The sequence below is a fragment of the Mycobacterium attenuatum genome (assembly GCF_900566085.1).
Taxonomy (GTDB): Bacteria; Actinomycetota; Actinomycetes; order Mycobacteriales; family Mycobacteriaceae; genus Mycobacterium; species Mycobacterium attenuatum.
Map to the genome: position 1 here is coordinate 1 of NZ_UPHT01000158.1, position 17,695 is coordinate 17,695.

Genomic DNA, 17,695 nt, shown 5'->3' on the forward strand with positions numbered 1-17,695 from the left:
GCGATGGACCCACCCGTCCCGCCGGCCCCGCCGTTGCCGTACAGCCACCCGCCAGCGCCGCCGGCTCCGCCGTTGGCGGCGGGACCTCCGCCAACGCTGGTGGTCCCGCCGGTCCCGCCGTTGCCGCCGTTTCCGATCAGCCCGGCGTTACCGCCGCTTCCCCCGGCCAGCCCAGCCGCTGTCTGGTTGTAGCCGTTGCCGCCGTTGCCGTACAGCAGCCCGCCGGCCCCACCGTTCGGGCTGCTCGCGGTCCCGTCGGCGCCGTTGCCGATCAGCGGACGCCCCAGGAGCGCCTCGGTGGGCGCGTTCACCACGCCCAGCAGAGCCTGCAGGGGCGCGACGTTGGCGGCTTCGGCGGCCGCATACGAGCCGGCACCGGCGGTCAAAGCCCGCACGAATTGGTCATGAAAAGCTGCCGCTTGGCTGCTGAGCGTTTGATAGGCCTGGGCGTGCGCACCGAACAGTGCTGCGATAGCCGCCGACACCTCATCGGCGCCCGCAGCCAGCACCGACATCGTCGGAAGGGCCGCGGCGGCATTGGCCACGCCGAGAGTCGAACCGACATTCGCCAAATCCGAAGCCGCCGCTGTCACCATCTCCGGGGCCGCGATCAGATACGACATCGGATGTCCTCCCGGGACGTCGTCGTCAATGAGGTCGCCGGCGACCGCTGGGGCCACCGCCGTGGAACTAGCAGACGTCGAGAGTATCGCGATCGCGCCAGCCCATTCCGGTTTCCGCCAGATTGCAGCTTCTCCATGGGCAGCCGGCCGACCGCATGGTGAGGCACGCAGTCAGATTCATCGCATCCTGAACAACTTCTCGGCGGAAGGCCTCCGAAACGTCCTCGCGGGGCTGGTTGTTCAGTTCAAGGAGTGGTGCTGCTCGGACGCGACCACCAGTGCTCGGGCACGTTCTGGTGCGGCCAAGCGGCTGAACTTGCCACGACGGTTACCGGGTGGACAGGCAACAACGCGCGCGTCGTTGAGTGCACCATCGACGAGCTCCGCTCGGCCAGCACCGAGCCGATGATCCGCGACGTGGTCGATCGCGGCTTTTTGAGCGCTCCGAGACGGAAGCCGGTGAGATCTCAAATCCTTTGCTGTACAGCATGATTCGTCACACCACCAGCAGGCGGATCAGGTCGTCCACCGGTGGTGCGTCAAGCACGAGTCTCCGGCGCCCCTACCAGATTGCGGGCCGCTGCGGTCATGGGACCGCAACGGCGCCCCACACGGCGTGGATCACGTCTTCGGCGACGGCGATCGGGAACTGCACCACCGCCGTGCCGACCTCGTCGATTCCGGTGCGAACCGCGTTCACGATCGTCGCCGGATCACCGGTGAACAGCGACCAACCGATGTCGAAAGCCGCGATTTGCGGGGCCGTGATGAGGTTGCGCACGTCGACGAACAGTTGGGTCGGCAGTGACGCCGGCGCGACCGGTATCCCGTCCCAACTGGTCATCGTCCAGCCGCCGGTGGGATCACCCTGCAACACGACCGTGCCGGTGTTGGGCAGCGAGTGAGTCAGTATGAGCAGCGGATTGGGGTTGTCGACGGCCATCATCGTGCCAACGCCGATGGTGAATGCGCTCGAGTACGAGACGACGGTAACCTTGCCGTCCGCCGACGGCAGCGGGTTGGCCAGGGCGGTGTCGTACATGGTTTGCACCGCACCGTTGAAGGTGTGGCCGAAAACCACCCCGTTGAAGTCGATCGAACCGGGGTTCAGCATCGGCACGATGGGCAAGCCGAAGGTCCACGCCATCGGGCCGGCCAAGTAGAGCAGACCGGCGGGACTTATCTGGGGAAAGTCTTCGAAAATGCCGGCATTGATCTCGTTGAGCCCCGGCAATACCCCCGGGGTCATGCCCAGCATCGCCGCCAGCGGAGCGGCCGTCTGCTGCGTCCGGACCAACTGCGAGTCGAACAACCCGGCGAAAGGGCCCTGCGGCGCAAGTATGTTGGCGATGTCTACTGCCTGTTGCTGGCCCACCGCAGTGAGATTGGCACCCGGGATCGCCGTGTCCATCAAGCCGGCCACGTTGGCCGTCGTCTGCCCGTGCCGCACGAAGTCGATGACGATCGACTGCTCGTTGCCGCTGGGCGGGTTGAGCCAGTTGAAGACGTTGACCGGCTCGCCGATGATCAACCCGCCACGGCCAGTTGGCGCGCCGGTCGCGCCGAGTCCGCCAGTGCCGAACAACAACGCCTGGCCGCCGGCACCGCCAGCACCGCCGAGACCGCCCATGCCGCCGTTGCCCATGAACAATCCGCCGGTGCCGCCCATGCCCCCGGTCCCGCCGCCGAAGCCGGCGCCACCGGGACCGCCGTTGCCGATCCACCCGGCGCTGCCGCCGTTACCGCCGGGCACCGCCCCGGGACCGCTGGTAGGGGTATAGCCGGGTCCGCCATCGCCGAACAGGAAACCACCCGCGCCGCCGGTCGGGTTTGCCGCCGTGCCGGCGGCTCCGTTGCCGATCAGATCACGGTGCAGCAGCATGCCGGTCGGGGCATTGACGACCGGGTCAAGCAGCTGGCCCAACGGGCTGCTGATCCAGGCCTGACCCGCGGTATGGATCGGACCGTAGACCGCTGTCTGGAATCCGTTAGAAACGGCTGCACCGAGATCAGCGGCAAGGGCCGCTTCGGCGCCGGCATACGACGCGGCCGCCGCGCTCAAGGTGCCCACAAACTGTTCGTGGAACATCGCGAGCTGCGCTGCCGCCGCCTGATACTCCTGGGCGTGCGTGCCGAACAGCGTTGCGATGGCCGCCGAAACCTCGTCGGCGGCCGCGGCTGCCACTTCGGTCGTCGGAATGGCCGCCGCCAGGTTGCCGACACTGACGGCCGAACCGATCTGGGCTACCTCCGCCGCGGCCGTCGCCAATGCTTCCGGCCCCACCAGCACAAATGACATTGCCTACCCCTCGTGCTCACGCGTACTAGTCATCATGGAGCCCGGCACCGGAAAACAGGTGGGTATCGACAAAATGCATCGGTGCTGTTGCTCGCATGCCGGCGCGGCCCGCCGCGGCTGGCCGCGTCATGAGGACTAGGCCGCGGTGATGGCCAGCGCGAGCTGTTGTGGCACGGCGTTCACCAGGGTGGGAACGATGCCGCTGACGGGCGGACCGGAAACGTCGTCGACGAACGGCGGCAAGAACCACACCAGGGTCCCTGTCATGGCGTGTGGCGCGGCAAGAACCCCGTCAAAGGGAATGTCGAGCACGACCAGCCCCAGTCCCAGTGGCAGTAACAACGGCAGGGTTACCTCGCCGTTGAGTAAGCCGTTGGCGACGAACGCAGGAGCGTCGATCAACGCACCTATAGCTCCGGCAACATCGCCGGTCTGCACCGCGCCGGTAAAAGCCGCCGCGGCGGTTCCCACCCCGCCGAGGGCGCTGAGCGGCGGACCCAGCGCCGCAAGCGCCACCGCCGGCGTCGCCGTGGTGAGCGTGCTCGCGATGTTGAGGACCTTCTGCTGGATCTGAGCCGGAATGGCGGCGATCGGGAATAGGTCTGCCACAACACGATTCAGCGCCGTCGGGTCAGCCGGCACGGCACCGAGGTCCTGGACCGCATTCTGCAGGGAGGTGGCAATCGTTTGTCCGTATGCCATCTGGTTGGCGACGATCCGCCGCAACAACGGCGCCGGGTTGGAGGTCCACGTGCTGCCGAGGCTCTGCAGGTTGGCGGCGGTGTTGGTCACCAGATCCTGGTACGGGCCGGCGATACCCGGAGTCGCCGGCGCCGCGGTCGGCCCGAGTAGCGGATGCCCCAGCAAGGTCTGCGCGGGCGCAGTTACCGCGCTGATCAAAGCCTGCTCGGCGTTGAAGATCTCGGTGCTCAGATATGCGGCCGCACCACCATTCAGCAAACTCACCAGCTGCTCGTGAAATGCTGCGGCCTGGGCGCTCACGGCTTGAAATTCCCGAGCGTAAGCGCTGAACAGCCCGCAGACCGCGGCCGACACCTCGTCGGCGCCGGCAGCGGCCACCGCCGCTGTGGGCGCTGCCGCCGCCGCGTTGGCCGAGCTGATCGTCGAGCCGATGCCGGCGAGATCTGTTGCTGCCACCGTCATTGTCTCCGGGGCCGTCATCACGAAAGACATCTGATACCTCCAGTTGCCTGCGGCAAGTGACTGCTCTTGCGTTTGGCCACGAGACGTCCAGTTTTGTCGGGGCAAACCCGTCCGGCTAGGGGATTTATGCCTTTTGTTGGGTGGCCGCGGTTGAGCTTCGGCGGCGCCGCGGAACACCTCGTCGTCGCGCCTCACCCGCTAGAACTTGGTCGGCTCCGCCGGCCGCTCACTGTAGTGGCGGGCCGTGTTCATCAGCGCGGCGGCGGCGGCGCTCAGGTGGCTGCGTCGGCTGACCGCCGCCACATAAAGACAAGTCTCGGGAACGATGCGCTGCACTCGCGCGCCGGCGCGCTGCGCCACCCGTGTCCACGACGACGGCATGACAGCCCGGCCGATGCCATTGAGGACCATCGGCAGGATCGAGGTGCGGTGGGCAACCTCGGCGACGATACTGGCCGTAATACCTTCGGCCAGAACGTCGTCGACAAGGGCGCGCATCAACGAGCCGCGTTGAGACGCGATCAGCCGGAACCCGGCCAAGTCTTCACGCCGCACGGTCGGGCCCGTCGGCCCGTCGTCATCGGATCGCGAAATCAGTACCAGCGCTTGAGTTTCCAGTGCGACGACGTCGAGGTCGGCAGCGCGGGTGGGTTCGGCAGATCCCAGTACCCCGATCTCGCTTGCGCCGCTGCGCACGCTGTCCAGGATCTCTTGCGGAGTGAACCCGCCCGCCACGTTGACGGTCACACCGGGATGGTCGCCGGTGAACGCGGTCAAGATGGTCGTCAGCGGTTCCATGCCCGGCGAGGGCATGGTGATCAGGTCGACCCGCCCGCCGCGTAGCCCTTTCAGCTCGCGCATGACCGCGGTTGCCTCATCGATATCGCGCAGTACCACCCGGGCCGGCCCCACCAACGCTTTGCCGGCGTCGGAAAGCACCACCGCGCGCCCGACCCGGTGAAACAGCGGCATCCCCAGTTCACGTTCGAAGCCGGCGATGGCCTGCGACAACGACGGCTGCGCGATCATCAGCCGTTCGGCCGCCTTGCCAAAGCCGCCGTAGTCGACGACCGCCAAGAAGAACTTGAGCTGTCTGACATCCATGGCCATTCCTCTGATCAGCTTCGATAGGGCTTTGATAGGCGCAGCCTATATCGCGGATCGCATCTTGGTCTTGGACGCCGGGCCGCGTGCGCCCCGCTAATGGACTGTGCAGGAACCACAGAGTCAGCGAACGGAGGCTTTCCATGACACGGCCGACACGGCAGGTTTTCAAGATCGCCGCAATTCCCGGTGACGGCGTAGGCCAGGAAGTCGTCGCCGCGGGCCGGCGCGTTCTGGACACAGTGGCGGCCCAGTCGGGGCGGTTCACGTTCCAGTGGACCGAGTTCCCTTGGGGCTGCGAGCATTACGAGTGGACCGGGCGGATGATGACCGCCGACGGGCTGGAAGCCCTGCAGGCGTTCGACGCCATCTACTTCGGCGCCGTCGGCTGGCCCAGCGTGCCCGACCACATCAGCCTGTGGGGACTGCGGCTGAACATCACCCAGAATTTCGACCAGTGGGCCAACGTCCGGCCGGTCAAGTTCCTGCCCGGCGTGCTCTCACCGCTGCGTAACGCCGACGACCACGAGCTGGACTGGGTGGTCGTCCGGGAAAACAGCGAAGGCGAGTATGCGGGACTGGGTGGGCGCAATCTCAGCGGTCGTGGGCCAGGCAACGAGGTGGCCTTGCAGACCGCCTTGTTCACCGACAAGGGCTGCGAGCGCATCATCCGGTTCGCGTTCGACCTGGCCCGCACCCGGCGCGTGAAAAAGGTCTCCAGCGTCACCAAGTCCAACGCCCAGCAGTACGGAATGGTGTTGTGGGACGAGGTCTTTGCCCGGGTCGCCCAGGACTATCCCGACGTGGCGCACGAGAGCGTGCTGGTGGACGCGATGAGCGCCAAGTTCGTTCTGCACCCCGAAGACCTGTCGGTGGTCGTGGCGTCCAACCTCAACGCCGACATCCTGTCGGATCTGGGCTCGGCGCTGGCCGGCAGCCTGGGCGTGGCCGCCAGCGCCAACCTCAACCCCGAACGGCGCTTTCCCAGCATGTTCGAACCCGTCCACGGTTCGGCACCCGACATCGCCGGGCGCGGGATCAGCAATCCCATCGGCGCGATGGCCAGCGCCGCGCTGATGCTCGATCACTTCGGGCTGCACCACGCGGCTCGGCGCGTCGAATCAGCGATCGAAATCGCCACCGGCAGCGGCATATTGACCCGCGACATCGGAGGCATGGCCACCACCGACGAGATGACCGACGCGGTGATCGCGGCGCTGACTTCTCTCCGCAGCGCGGCCTGACCCGCACCGCCGATGGACACGGGAATTCATGTCATGCCCGCGCCCGGGAACACGCGGTGGTACCGGCAGCTGTATTTCTGGGTGCTGGTCGCCATCGCGGCGGGCATCGTGGTGGGCTGGGTGGCGCCGGCCACCGGGGTGGCGATGGAGCCGCTCGGAGCCACCTTCGTCACCGCGATGAAGATGCTGATCGGGCCCATCGTGTTTCTGACCATCGTCGGGGGCATCGCCGGCGTCGCGGACCTGAGCAAGGTGGGCCTGACCGGAATGAAGGCGCTGGCCTATTTTCAGGCCGGAACCATCGTCGCGATGGTCATCGGGCTGCTGGCGATCAACGTGTGCCGTCTCGGCGAGGGTGTCAACGCCGACCCGGGCAAGATTCCCGCCGTCGACTCGGTGCCGAAGCCGGTCACCGGAGGCAATCACGGGTGGGAGTTGCTGACCCACCTCGTTCCCGGCAGCGTGGTAGGCCCGTTCGTCGACGGCAACGTGCTGCAGATCATTTTTCTCGCAGTGCTTTTCGGGGTGGCGCTCAACGCGGTCGGCCAGGTCGGCGGACCGGTACTCGACGCGGTCAACCGGCTGACCGCCGTGGTCTTCACAGTGTTGTCCTACCTCATGAAGCTGGCACCGGTTGGAGCATTCGGCGCGATGGCGTTTGCGGCCGGCGGGTACGGCGTCCACGCGCTCACCAGTCTGGCCGGCCTGATCCTGCTGTTCTACGTCACGGCGGCGCTGTTCGTGGTGGTGGTGCTCGGTTCGGTGATGGCGTATTTGCGGCTCAACATCTTTCACCTGCTGGGCTACCTGCGGGCCGAGTTGCTGCTGGTCCTGGGTACCTCCAGCGCCGAGCCCGCGCTGCCGGGGTTGATGCGCAAGCTCGAACAGGCCGGGGTCAGCGCGGCCACCGTGCGGCTGATCGTGCCGACCGGTTACGCGTTCAACCTCGATGGCGCGGCGATCTATCTGTCCCTGGCCGCGGTCTACATCGCCCAGGCGACCAACACCCACCTCGGCGTCGGCGCGCAAATCGGGTTGCTGGCAGTCATGTTGCTGACGTCCAAGGGCGCGGCCGGCACGGCCGGGGGCGGGTTCATCGCGCTGACCGCGACGCTGAGCACCGTCGGTCACATTCCCGCCGCCGGGATCATGCTGATCTTCGGGATCGACAAGTTCATGGCCGAATGCCGAGCCCTGGTCAACTTCATCGGTAACGCGGTGGCCACCCTTTTCGTGGCCCGGTGGAACGGCGAACTCGACCTGGATCGCGCCCGAAAGGTGCTTGCCGGCAAGCGCATTCGTCTGCCGGAGCTGGGCGCTCAGGCCGCCACACCGGCACTGGTCGCAACCGGAGCGCAGCATGCGGGCACTCGTCGCACCTGACAAGTTCAAGGGCAGCCTGTCGGCCGCCGAGGTCGCCGACAACCTCGCCCGCGGCCTGGCCGCAACCGGCGTGCACACCGTGACCCTGCCGTTGGCTGATGGCGGTGACGGCAGCGTCGCCGCCGCAGTGTCCGCGGGGATGCGGCCACACCCGTGCACCGTCGCCGACGCGCTGGGTAGGCCGCATACCGCCGCGATCGCTGTCGACGCCGAAACCGCCGTCGTGGAAGTGGCCAATACCTGCGGATTAGCCACACTGCCGCGGGGTGTACTGGTCCCGATGACCGCCTCGAGCTACGGATTTGGCGAAGCGATCCGGCACGCCGTGGGCCTGGGTGTGCGCCGCGTTGTCCTCGCGCTCGGCGGCAGCGCCAGCACCGACGGAGGCGCCGGTTTGCTCGCCGCGCTGGGCTACGCCTTCCACGACAGCGGTGGCCAACCGATCACACCGGAGGCCCACGCGCTCAACCGAATCCGCCGGGTGGACGTCTCCGGCGCCGCAGACATAAGCGGGGTCGAACTGATCGTGGCCAGCGATGTGAACAGTCCGCTGACCGGGTGCGACGGTGCCGCAGCACTTTTCGCTCCGCAGAAAGGGGCCGGCGTCACCGACGTCGACCACCTCGAGGCAGGCCTGAAATCACTTGTTGCGGCGCTGCGACGATCCGGTTGTCCCGACGCCGCCGCGTTGGCCCGCCTGCCCGGTGCTGGTGCAGCCGGTGGCTGCGGCTTTGCGGCCTTGTGTCTGGGTGCCCGGATCGTTTCCGGCGCCGACTTCTTTCTCGACCTGCTGGGCTTTCAGCGGCACCTGCCCCACGTCGACGTCGTCATCACCGGCGAGGGGCACCTGGACCACCAGACCCTGCGGGGAAAACTACCCGCCGTGGTCGCCCGGCGCGCTGCCCCCAAGCCAGTCATCGCGGTGGCCGGCAGAGCCGAAATGCCTTCCAGATTGCGACTTTTCACCGACATCGTTACTGTCGCTGAGCGAACCGCCGCCGACACCAGGCAGGACCCGGTGCTCACCGCCGAATTGCTCTACCACATCGGCGTCGACATCGGAGGTCGCCTCACCCGCCGGGACGGGTAGCGGTTTACGTAGCGACCAAAGCGTCCGTGCGCACAAAACGGTCGAGAAACTCGTCGGAGCCGTCATCCACTCCGACACTGATAGTCACGTAATTGCCACGAATACGTAGGACCGTACCCTCGATGACGCGGGGACAAACTGTACACGCACGCGGTCTCCGGGGCGCGGCTGTCGTCGTTGCTTCACAGTCCCCTCCCTTCCATCACCACGGCTCTGTTCCCGTTAAGTCCAACAACTATGCGCCGACAACTGTGTCCATCACAGCAGAAGCGCCATTGAGTGAGCTGCGCCATCGACGGAAGGTTGCCAGGGGCAACCCGTGCTCACGGTGGGCAGCAGTCAGCTTTTCCACGTCGCTGTGCGCGATGCCGTTCCTAGCGCCGTTCAAGGCTCTGAGTGTTTTCTCCCGCTTCGGGCTCCTCCTCGGGTAGCGCTGTTTCAATTCATCGCCGATGTGAATGCCCAGGGTGGCGAAGTCTGTGACTAGGGCGCTGAAGTCGGCATTGCCTTTGTTCAGTCGGCGGTCCCTATCAGGCCTCCTGCTCGGCGAGATGGTTCGTTCCCTGACCAGTGCGTCGAGAACAACGGGGATGCTTCTGCCGTTGCTTGAGATGGTCTGCAGGCTGTTCGCGACGTGAATTGCGGCGTCCTGCTGTAGGTCACGACAGAACCCTGAAACTCGGCGGCCAGCGCCACAAAGAGGGCGCGATTCAAGCCCTTCGTGTCATATTTTCGCCCACGCTTGCGTCCTGTGATTTTGCCGTGGATGGAGTCCAGGCTGTCGAGCGCTTCGGCGCGCTCGGTCTGCCATCTATCCAAGGCGTCGGACATGAGGAAACACTAGAGCTTGAAGCGCTGGGCGGTCGATGCCACAGCCGGCGGAAGGAAGGTGGTCGCCCGTTCGACATCGGAGGTCACCTCACCCGCCGGGCGGGGTAGCGGCGAGCAGTTCTTGCAATTCGACAGTGAAGTCGTCGGCGAGGACCGCTAGATCGGGCAATAGCTGCGGGCAGGAGATGATGCCGAAATCGAGCTTGCCGTTGAGCGACATCACGGTGATGTTGAGCCCGCAGCCGTGAAAGATGGGTCCAAGCGGATACATCGCGGTCAGCCTTGCGCCCAGGAAGTACAACGTCACCTGGGGACCGGCGACATTGGAGACGATCACGTTGTGCACCGGTGTATGCGTCAGCGGGGTCTTGGCGAAAAGCCGCATCGCGGTACCGAACAATGTCGAGTCGGCAAACTGCGCCCAGTCCTGCAGCAGGGTGGCTGCGATCGCCGAACTATGGTCCTTGGCACGCGAATTCGCCTGCGCGATGGCCTGTAACCGTCTGCCCGGATCGGAGATGTGGGTCTCCAACCGCGAGAACATCCCCGAGACCTGGTTGTGGCCGGGCCGACCGGAAGTGTCGCGCACCGACACCGGAACCATCGCCACCAGCGGTTTGGCCGGCAGTTCGCCACGGTCGCACAACCAGCGCCGTAGCACCCCGGCGCACAGCGCCATGACCACGTCGTTGACCTTGACGCCGAACCGGTCTTTGACCTTCTTGATGTCGGAGAGCTCGAGCTGCGCATACGCGATGTTGCGCTGGGCGGTCACGGCGGCGTTGAACGCCGTCGGCGGCGCGGCGAACGGGCGCGCCATGCTTCGCCCGCTACGTGCCCGGCGCGCCGTCTCGATCAGCGACGCACCCGTAATCGACAGCACGTCGAGGAGCCGCCACGGCCGGGCGGCAAACCCCACCAGGCCACCCGCGGCAATCTGCAGCCAGTTGCCGCCACCGGTGCCGGCCACCGCATCTGGCGGAGGCGCGTCCGGCTCGGTGCTGCACAGCTGGGCCAGCAGGTTGGCGCCCATGACACCGTCCACCGCGGCGTGATGCACCTTGGTCAGCACCGCCACTCGGCCACCGGCGGACGCGGGTGTGCCGGCAAGGCCCTCGATCACCCACATCTCCCACAGCGGGTGATCGCGGTCCAGCGGCAGCGCGGCGATGTGCGCGCAGGTATCGGCCACTTCCGCCCGCCCGCCCGGGGTTGGCACGCCAATGCACTGCAGATGGCGGTCCAGATCAAAAGCGTTGTCCTCCACCCATACCGGGTGATCCAGATTCAGGCGGCTGTCCGCCAGCTGCTCGCGGAATTGCGGCATCGCCTTGATCCGCATCGCCAGTGCATCGCGCAGCCGGTCAAACGTATAACCGCCCGGCATCGTCGAGGTGTCCAGTTCCAGCAGACAACACACATGCAGCGGCTGCGTGAACGTTTCCAGGTACAAGAAGCTGGCGTCAAGCCCGCTGAGTCTTTCCACGACGGTCCCCTTGACTTGCTGCGGGTTCAGCTCTCCGTCGCCCGCATCCCACGGTTGGCTACGTATTGCCCGGCGGAGGCGATGGTGCGCAGATCTGTCGACTTCACCCGAATTGCGACACACTGCACCCGCCGGGTGTACCCCTGCTGCCGTCGCCTAAACCTGCCGCGTCGAAAATTGCTGCCGACTGCCCGCCTCGTAGGATCGGTCAATGCGTCTTGACGAGTACCTGCCACTGGATGCGACAGCCCTGGCCGAGCTCGTCGAAAGCAAACAGGTCACCCCGGCCGAACTTCTCGCCCTGGCTCGCCAACGTGCCGATGCGGTCAATCCGCAACTGAACGCGATCGTTCGTCGCCTCGACGACGTCGCCGACGAGCAAGCCGCCGATCCGCGGCTGGGTGGCCCGTTCGCCGGGGTGCCGTTCCTCATCAAAGACCTCGACCAGGAGTACCGGGGCTTTCCCACCTCCTGCGGATCCCGGTCGCTGGCCAATGACGTGGCCGAGCGGCATGCCCTGATCACGCAGCGCTTCCTGGACGCCGGTCTGGTGATCTTCGGCAAGACCAACACACCGGAGTTCGGCGCCAAGGGCGTGACCGAGCCCGATTACTGGGGTCCGGCTCGCAACCCCTGGAACACGCAGCGCACGCCGGGCGGCTCCTCGGGTGGGTCGGGAGCGGCGGTCGCCGCTGGCGTCGTGCCGGCAGCCGGGGCCAACGACGGCGGCGGGTCGATCCGCATCCCCGCCGCCTGCAACGGGCTCGTCGGCCTCAAACTCAGCCGGGGCCTGTCCCCCTACGGCCCGCAGACCGGCGAGCCGCTGTTCGGCATGGCGGTTCAGGGCGTCGTGAGCCGCACCGTGCGGGACAGCGCCGGGCTCTACGACGCGGTCATCGGACCCAATCCCCGTGCCGCCTACCAGGTTTGGCTTCCCGACGGCCCGTTTGCCGCACACATCAAGAACCGTCCGGGCACCCTGAGGATCGGGTATTCGACGTCGTCGGCGATCAACCCGCACCCCGACCGGGAAGCCGTCGCCGCGGTCGACGACGCGGCCCGGCTCCTCGCCGACCTGGGGCATCGGGTCGAGGAAGTCAAGCCGCCCTATGACGACGCCGCATTGGCGCGGGATTTTCTGATCATCTGGTTTGCTCAGCTCTACCGTCACGTCGCCGAGATCAAACAGCGAACCGGCGCCAGCGACAGCGACTTCGAGGCCGACACGCTGGGCATGTGTGAGCTCGCCCGATCAGCCGGCGTCCTGCCGCCGATGCAGGCGCTGGAGAACATCAACAACTACATCCAGTCCCTGACGACGTTCCACGACGACTACGACTACTTCCTGACCCCCACCCTGGCCACGCCCCCGCTTGCGGTCGGTGCCACCGCGACGTCTCCCCGCCTGCAGTTGGCGTCGCGGCTGATGAGCAAGCTGCGCGCCGGAAAAGTGCTGGCGCTCACCGGAATCCTGGATGACCTGATCCAGGAGAGCCTGGGCTGGGTGCCCTACACGCAGCTAGCCAATTTGACCGGGCGGCCCGCGATCAGCGTGCCGCTGCACTGGACGGACGACGGGCTGCCGCTGGGTGTGCAGTTCGTCGGACGACTGGGCGCCGACGGCGATCTGTTACAGCTGGCAGCGCAACTCGAAGAAGCCCGTCCCTGGGCGCACCGGCATCCGGCGCCCGTGGTCTCGGGCTAACACACCGGCCATTCGTGCACTGGGGCACCGGTGTGCGCGTTCTCGCCGTAGCGGCGGGTCATCTCGTGCAGCGCGGTGATGCGCTGCATCCCACGGTTCTCGAGACGGCCCACCACCCCGGTCTGCCAGGCCGCACCGGTCTGCCCGGAGCGAACCCGCGCTTCGATGACACCGAGGTAGCGGTCGCGGTCCTTCGCATCCACGCCCCAGGCGTCCAGTCCGGCGGCGGCGGCCGGCAGCAGGTACTCCTCGACGAGCCGCGCGGCCGGCCGCTCGCCGCCCTGCCACGACAGCCGCGCCGCCAGCCCGTCGCGAGCCCCGCGATGCAGGTTCTGCTCGGCGATCGCGAAGGGCTGCTGCCGCCATGGCGGCGGGTCGGTGTCGGCGATCGCGCGGACCAGCCCGTAATAGAAGGCGGCGTTGGCGACCATGTCGACGGCGGTGGGCCCGCTGGGCAGTACCCGGTTTTCGATCCGCAGTTGCGGTCGCCCGGCCTGGACGTCGTAAACCGGACGGTTCCAGCGCCACACCGTACCGTTGTGCAGCCGAAGCTCCCGCAGGGTAGGGGCGTAGCCGGCCTGCCGGGCGGCATCGGGATCCTGTGCCTCCAGCGTCGGGAACAGCGGCGGGAAAATCCGGACCAGGTCGTCGAAAAGCTCGACGGGCCCATCGACCCAGCGGTCCCCCAGTCGTACCCGTGCGGGCACACCGGCGCGCACCTCGTTGCGGCGGCGGGTGTCGAGGAGCTGTTCGAGCAGGGTGATGCGGGTCTCCTGCCATGCCTGGCGGCCCAGCAGGTACGGCGAGTTGGCGGCGCCCGCCACCTGCGCACCGGCAATTGCCTGGGCGGCGTTGTAGTAGGCGGTGAACCGCTCCGGCGCCACCCGCAGGTGCAGTTGCAGGCTGGTGGTGGCGGCGTCGGGTGCCACCGAGTCGGTGGTGAACTCCACCGGCTCGGCGCCGTCGACGATGCGCACCAGAAACGGCCGGTGCCGGGCGGTGGCCATGCGACTGGACAGCAACTCGTAGCGCGGGTTGTGCGAGATGCGCTCGATGGTGAGTTGCTCGGCGCTCAGGGTCGCCAGCATGCCCACAGCGAGCAGTCGCGCGCCGAGCCGCTCGATACGGGCGCGGCACCCGTCGAGCACCTCGACAAGGTCGCGCTCGCTGTCGCGTAGCACGCTGCCGTGCAACAGGCGGGGCGCGAGGTTGAGCTCGACATTGAACTGACCGAGCTCATGCTGCATGTCAGTGCGGCCAAGGTGCGCCAAGACGGCATCGCTGACCAGCCGCGGCCGGCCCAACGGATCCACCAGATCCAGTTCGACCTCCATGCCGATGGTGTCCTGGTGGCCGCTGAACCAGCCGTCGTCGACCATGCGCCGCAATGCGGCAACGCATCGCTGCAGCCGGTGGCGCACTTCGTGCTCGCGGCCGACGGCCAGGCCGGAAGCGTCGACGCGGTCACCCACGGCAGACCTCCTCGCGGCGCTGTTCGAGCCAGACCGCAACTACAGCATGCCGCGCCTACATCGCGAGAGCCACCGGGCGGAACACGCCGAGGTGGTAGGAGCTGCCGGCATACTCCTTGGCGCCCACCAGTTGCGACAGCGGCGTCTGGACCGGACCGCCGCGTGCGATGCGGGCGGCAATCGAGTTCAGGTCGAACCGGGGGCGCCAGCCCAGGTGGTGCCGCGCCCGGGTGTTGACGTAGACGCGGTCCAGCCGATCCGGGAAGCGCCGCCCGCGCTGCGCCCACACGGCCGCGGCCAGCGGGGCCCGGCACGCGAATTGCGTTGCGGCATCAGTGCGTAACAACGTCAGGTCCTGGCGGGCGGCGAACGCGACAATCTCGGCGCCCCTGGCGCCACAGCCGCCCCTACGAAGGCCGTCCCCGAAAAACCGCTGTCCAGCAACACATTGGCGCAACAGCTTGCTGTAGCCGGGCTATCACGTCGTCGGCGCTCTCCGGTGTGCCCGGGGCCAGGCCCCTCGGGATGGCATGGCCGGTGCTGGTCATCCCGGCCGGGTCGGCGGGCAGCACCTCATCCACCAGATCGCGCGGCAAGCTGGTGTGTACCGGTCCGCTCGGGATGCCTGCCAGCGCCCGAAACCCGGTTGATCTTGGCGGGCGCGTTGGCCACCGATTCGATCGGCATCGAGCTACGGCACAGCCGGCAAAAGACCGCGCCCAGGCCGAGCCCGTCCTCGCTGGTGTCCTGCTGCTACTGCAGGACGAATTCGACAACCGGCACCTCCCCGGTGAGCACCAGCACCGGCACGTGGTTCACCGCGGCATTGGCCACGGCGGTCACGACGTTGATCGTCCCGGGTCCGGCCGCGAAGACGGCCGCCGGGCGGTCGCAAGCCCGGGCATAGCCGTCGGCGAGGTAGCCGGCGCCGCCTCCATGCCGGGTGAGCACGATCCGCAAGTCGCTGTCGCGGGCGACCCGCATCAACAGTGAATCAAGGCGAGACGTCGGAAGCCCGCACACCAGGGATATCCCGGCCGGGCACGGCGTCGGCGCGAGCCCTGGTCGGATCCCTGACAGATCCTTGGAGCGACACGGCAATACCGGGCCGTATCAGGAGATACAGTGACACGATGCGCCGCCAGGCGGGTCGGCCACCGCGCGCGCCGACGACCGTAGCCAGCACTCCTGCCAGAAGTCAGCAGCGTCTGGACGATGATGCCCGCACGGGCGGCAGCCCCGCCGGTCCGGACTGCCGGCTGGATTCCAGGCTTTTGCTGATCACCGCGACGTGCATGATGCTGCCGCTGATGGTCACGCTGGACACCACGGTCGTCAACGTGGCGCAGCGGACGTTCATCGACGAGTTCTCGTCGGACCAGGCGGTGGTGGCCTGGGCGTCGACCGGTTACACCTTGGCGCTGGCGGCGGTGATTCCGCTCACCGGCTGGCTGGCCAATCGGTTGGGCACCAAGCGGCTCCTGATGGCCTCGGTGCTGATGTTCACCGCGGGGTCATTGCTGTGCGCGCTGGCGTCGAATATCGGGCTGTTGGTGGCATTTCGGGCGGTGCAGGGTTTTGGCGGCGGGATGCTGTTGCCGCTGCAGCTGATCATCCTGGCGCGCGCGGCCGGTCCGGCGCGACTGGGCCGGGTGATGACGATCAGCATGATCACCGTGTTGCTAGCCCCCATCGTCGGGCCCATTCTGGGCGGCTGGCTGATCGATTCGTTCGGCTGGCAGTGGATCTTCCTGATCAACCTTCCGATCGGGGTGCTGACCCTGGTTCTGGCGGTGGTGACGCTGCCCCGAGATGATTCGCTGCCCGCGGAGTCGCTGGACCTGGTCGGCATGGTGCTGCTGTCACCGGGGCTGGTGCTGCTTCTCTACGGTGTGTCGCAGCTGCCGGAGCGCGGCACCGTCGCCGACCCGCATGTCTGGGTGCCGGCGACCATGGGTGTGCTGCTGATCGGCGCTTTCGTGGTCCACGCGCTGCGCCGGACCGACTGTGTGCTGATCGACCTGCGGCTGCTCAGGAATCGTTCGGTGGCGGCGGCCAATGCCACCCGGTTTCTTTTCGCCGTCACCTTCTTCGGCAGCTGCCTGCTGTTTCCGGCGTACTTTCAGCAGGTACTCGGCAAAACTCCCATGCAGTCGGGGCTGCTTCTCATCCCGCAAACGGTGGCCGCTGCCATGGTGATCCCGATCGTGGGACGGCTGATGGAATCCCGCGGACCGCGCGGCGTGGTGTTGGTCGGCATTGCGGTGACCGTGGTGGGCATGGCCATGTTTGCCCACGCCATCCGCCGCCAGGGGGTAGACCTCACGGTGCTGCTGGGCGGGCTCGGCCTTTTCGGCCTGGGCACCGCCTGCTTGATGGTTCCGGTGACCTGGTCTGCCGTGCAGACGCTGGATTCCAGTGAAGTGGCCCACGGCTCGACGCTGTTCAACGTCAACCACAACGTCGCCGCGTCCGTCGGCACGGCCTTGATGTCGGTGATCCTCACCAGCCGGTTCAACGGCAGTGCCGCTATCGCCGCGGCCAGACAAGCCGACTCGGTGCGCGAGCACGCGGCCCGGCGAGGCTTGTCGGCCGACTTGTCCCAGCTGCCGTCGCCGGTGCTCGCGCCCCACTTCCAGGAGCAACTCGCCGACGATCTCGCGCTCTCCTACTCCGGGGTGTTCGGGGTCGCCATGGTGCTGACCGCGATGATCGCCATCCCGGCGTCGTTTCTGCCGAAGCGGACCACACCCCGGGTGAAGCTGCTGGAGGCCGATTCGTAGCACCCGCGCCCGGGTGAGCGGTGTCGCGGTGTCCGATCAGTTGCCGCCGGCGGCCGGACGGGCATCCGCGGCGCCCATCTTCAGGATTGCCGCGGCCAACGGGTAGTCGGCGCCTTCGCGCTGCTCGATATAGCGCCGGATCCGTTCGTTGCCGAACAGCGCCACCCCGGCTTGCTCCATATATTGGCGCATTTCATCGATGTCGAGCAGGATCAGCTCGTCCTCACCGCGCCAGCCGAAGGCGATCTGCAGCACCCGCGGCGACAGCCCGAAGTATTCGCCGACCGCGATGAGCTCGGCGAAGTTGGGGAAGTCTTCGGCGTCCTTGCGCCGGGAGTAGGTGGCTTTGGGCAGTTTCAGCGCGGCGCCGATTTCGCCGTCCGGAACATCGCGGTTGAGCAGCCACTCCAGCACACGACCAAGGTCCTTACCCGCTCGATTGAACCTTGGCATCTCATCAACGTAGTGCCAGTTCCGAAACTCGTCAACAGCGACGCGGTTTTGGAACCAA

At 67.2% G+C, this 17,695-nt stretch carries 14 protein-coding genes and 1 pseudogene; 5 read left to right on the forward strand and 10 right to left on the reverse strand.

The annotated features are described in order from the left end of the window. The 4 genes from EET13_RS25185 to EET13_RS25200 form a co-directional block, all read right to left on the reverse strand. On the reverse strand, positions 1-623 hold a 623-nt coding region (locus tag EET13_RS25185), incomplete at its 3' end, for a PE family protein (protein ID WP_136623251.1). A gap of 586 nt (positions 624-1,209) precedes the next feature. Beyond that, the gene (locus EET13_RS25190; RefSeq protein ID WP_122444812.1) at positions 1,210-2,922 is read right to left on the reverse strand and encodes a PE domain-containing protein; all 1,713 of its coding nucleotides are present in this window, start codon (positions 2,920-2,922) and stop codon (positions 1,210-1,212) included. 135 nt (positions 2,923-3,057) lie between these two features. Further along, positions 3,058-4,116 carry a PE family protein gene (locus tag EET13_RS32475; RefSeq protein WP_122444813.1) on the reverse strand — a complete coding sequence of 353 codons (1,059 nt, stop codon included), beginning with the start codon at positions 4,114-4,116 and terminating at the stop codon, positions 3,058-3,060. Between the two features lie 168 nt (positions 4,117-4,284). Beyond that, entirely contained in the window at positions 4,285-5,190 is a 906-nt protein-coding gene (locus EET13_RS25200; RefSeq protein WP_122444814.1) for a LysR family transcriptional regulator, read from the reverse strand. A gap of 143 nt (positions 5,191-5,333) precedes the next feature. Here EET13_RS25200 and EET13_RS25205 point away from each other — a divergent pair, with 143 nt between their 5' ends. The 3 genes from EET13_RS25205 to EET13_RS25215 are packed head-to-tail and all read left to right on the forward strand — an operon-like array spanning position 5,334 to position 8,907. Then, entirely contained in the window at positions 5,334-6,434 is a 1,101-nt protein-coding gene (locus EET13_RS25205) for a tartrate dehydrogenase (RefSeq protein WP_122444815.1), read from the forward strand. 33 nt (positions 6,435-6,467) lie between these two features. Then, positions 6,468-7,817 (forward strand): cation:dicarboxylate symporter family transporter, encoded by a 1,350-nt coding sequence (locus EET13_RS25210; protein WP_244604112.1) that lies wholly within the window; start codon positions 6,468-6,470, stop codon positions 7,815-7,817. Beyond that, positions 7,795-8,907 carry a glycerate kinase gene (locus EET13_RS25215; RefSeq protein ID WP_122444817.1) on the forward strand — a complete coding sequence of 371 codons (1,113 nt, stop codon included), beginning with the start codon at positions 7,795-7,797 and terminating at the stop codon, positions 8,905-8,907. Before EET13_RS25210 ends, EET13_RS25215 begins: the two co-directional genes overlap by 23 nt. Positions 8,908-9,420: 513 nt before the next feature. On the opposite strand, the gene EET13_RS29975 is transcribed toward EET13_RS25215, so the two are convergent. Further along, positions 9,421-9,738, reverse strand: coding sequence for a hypothetical protein (locus tag EET13_RS29975; RefSeq protein ID WP_136623249.1), 318 nt, complete (start codon positions 9,736-9,738; stop codon positions 9,421-9,423). An 88-nt stretch (positions 9,739-9,826) separates the two neighbouring features. After that, positions 9,827-11,224, reverse strand: coding sequence for a WS/DGAT/MGAT family O-acyltransferase (locus EET13_RS25225; protein ID WP_122444819.1), 1,398 nt, complete (start codon positions 11,222-11,224; stop codon positions 9,827-9,829). Positions 11,225-11,435: 211 nt separating this feature from the next. On the opposite strand from EET13_RS25225, the gene EET13_RS25230 reads away from it, so the two are divergent. Further along, on the forward strand, positions 11,436-12,929 hold the full coding sequence (locus tag EET13_RS25230) for an amidase (RefSeq protein WP_122444820.1): 1,494 nt from the start codon (positions 11,436-11,438) through the stop codon (positions 12,927-12,929). Here the strand turns inward: EET13_RS25230 and EET13_RS25235 are convergent. From EET13_RS25235 to EET13_RS32635, 3 genes and pseudogenes are all read right to left on the reverse strand, one after another. Continuing rightward, positions 12,926-14,401, reverse strand: a complete 1,476-nt coding sequence (locus tag EET13_RS25235) for a glutamate-cysteine ligase family protein (RefSeq protein WP_122444821.1) — start codon at positions 14,399-14,401, stop codon at positions 12,926-12,928. The two genes, EET13_RS25230 and EET13_RS25235, sit on opposite strands and share 4 nt — an antisense overlap. Before the next feature lie 55 nt (positions 14,402-14,456). After that, a complete protein-coding gene (locus EET13_RS25240; RefSeq protein ID WP_244604113.1) occupies positions 14,457-14,858 on the reverse strand; it encodes a hypothetical protein in 402 nt (133 codons plus the stop codon). After that, positions 14,848-15,472: pseudogene (locus EET13_RS32635) on the reverse strand (thiamine pyrophosphate-binding protein); the annotation flags it as partial. The pseudogene EET13_RS32635 and the gene EET13_RS25240, both read right to left, overlap by 11 nt. Positions 15,473-15,534: 62 nt before the next feature. Here EET13_RS32635 and EET13_RS25250 point away from each other — a divergent pair. Beyond that, complete coding sequence (locus tag EET13_RS25250) at positions 15,535-17,184, forward strand: DHA2 family efflux MFS transporter permease subunit (protein ID WP_122444822.1); 1,650 nt, start codon at positions 15,535-15,537, stop codon at positions 17,182-17,184. Between the two features lie 36 nt (positions 17,185-17,220). Here the strand turns inward: EET13_RS25250 and EET13_RS25255 are convergent, their stop codons facing one another. After that, entirely contained in the window at positions 17,221-17,637 is a 417-nt protein-coding gene (locus tag EET13_RS25255) for a hypothetical protein (RefSeq protein WP_244604115.1), read from the reverse strand. Between the last annotated feature and the right edge of the window lie 58 nt (positions 17,638-17,695).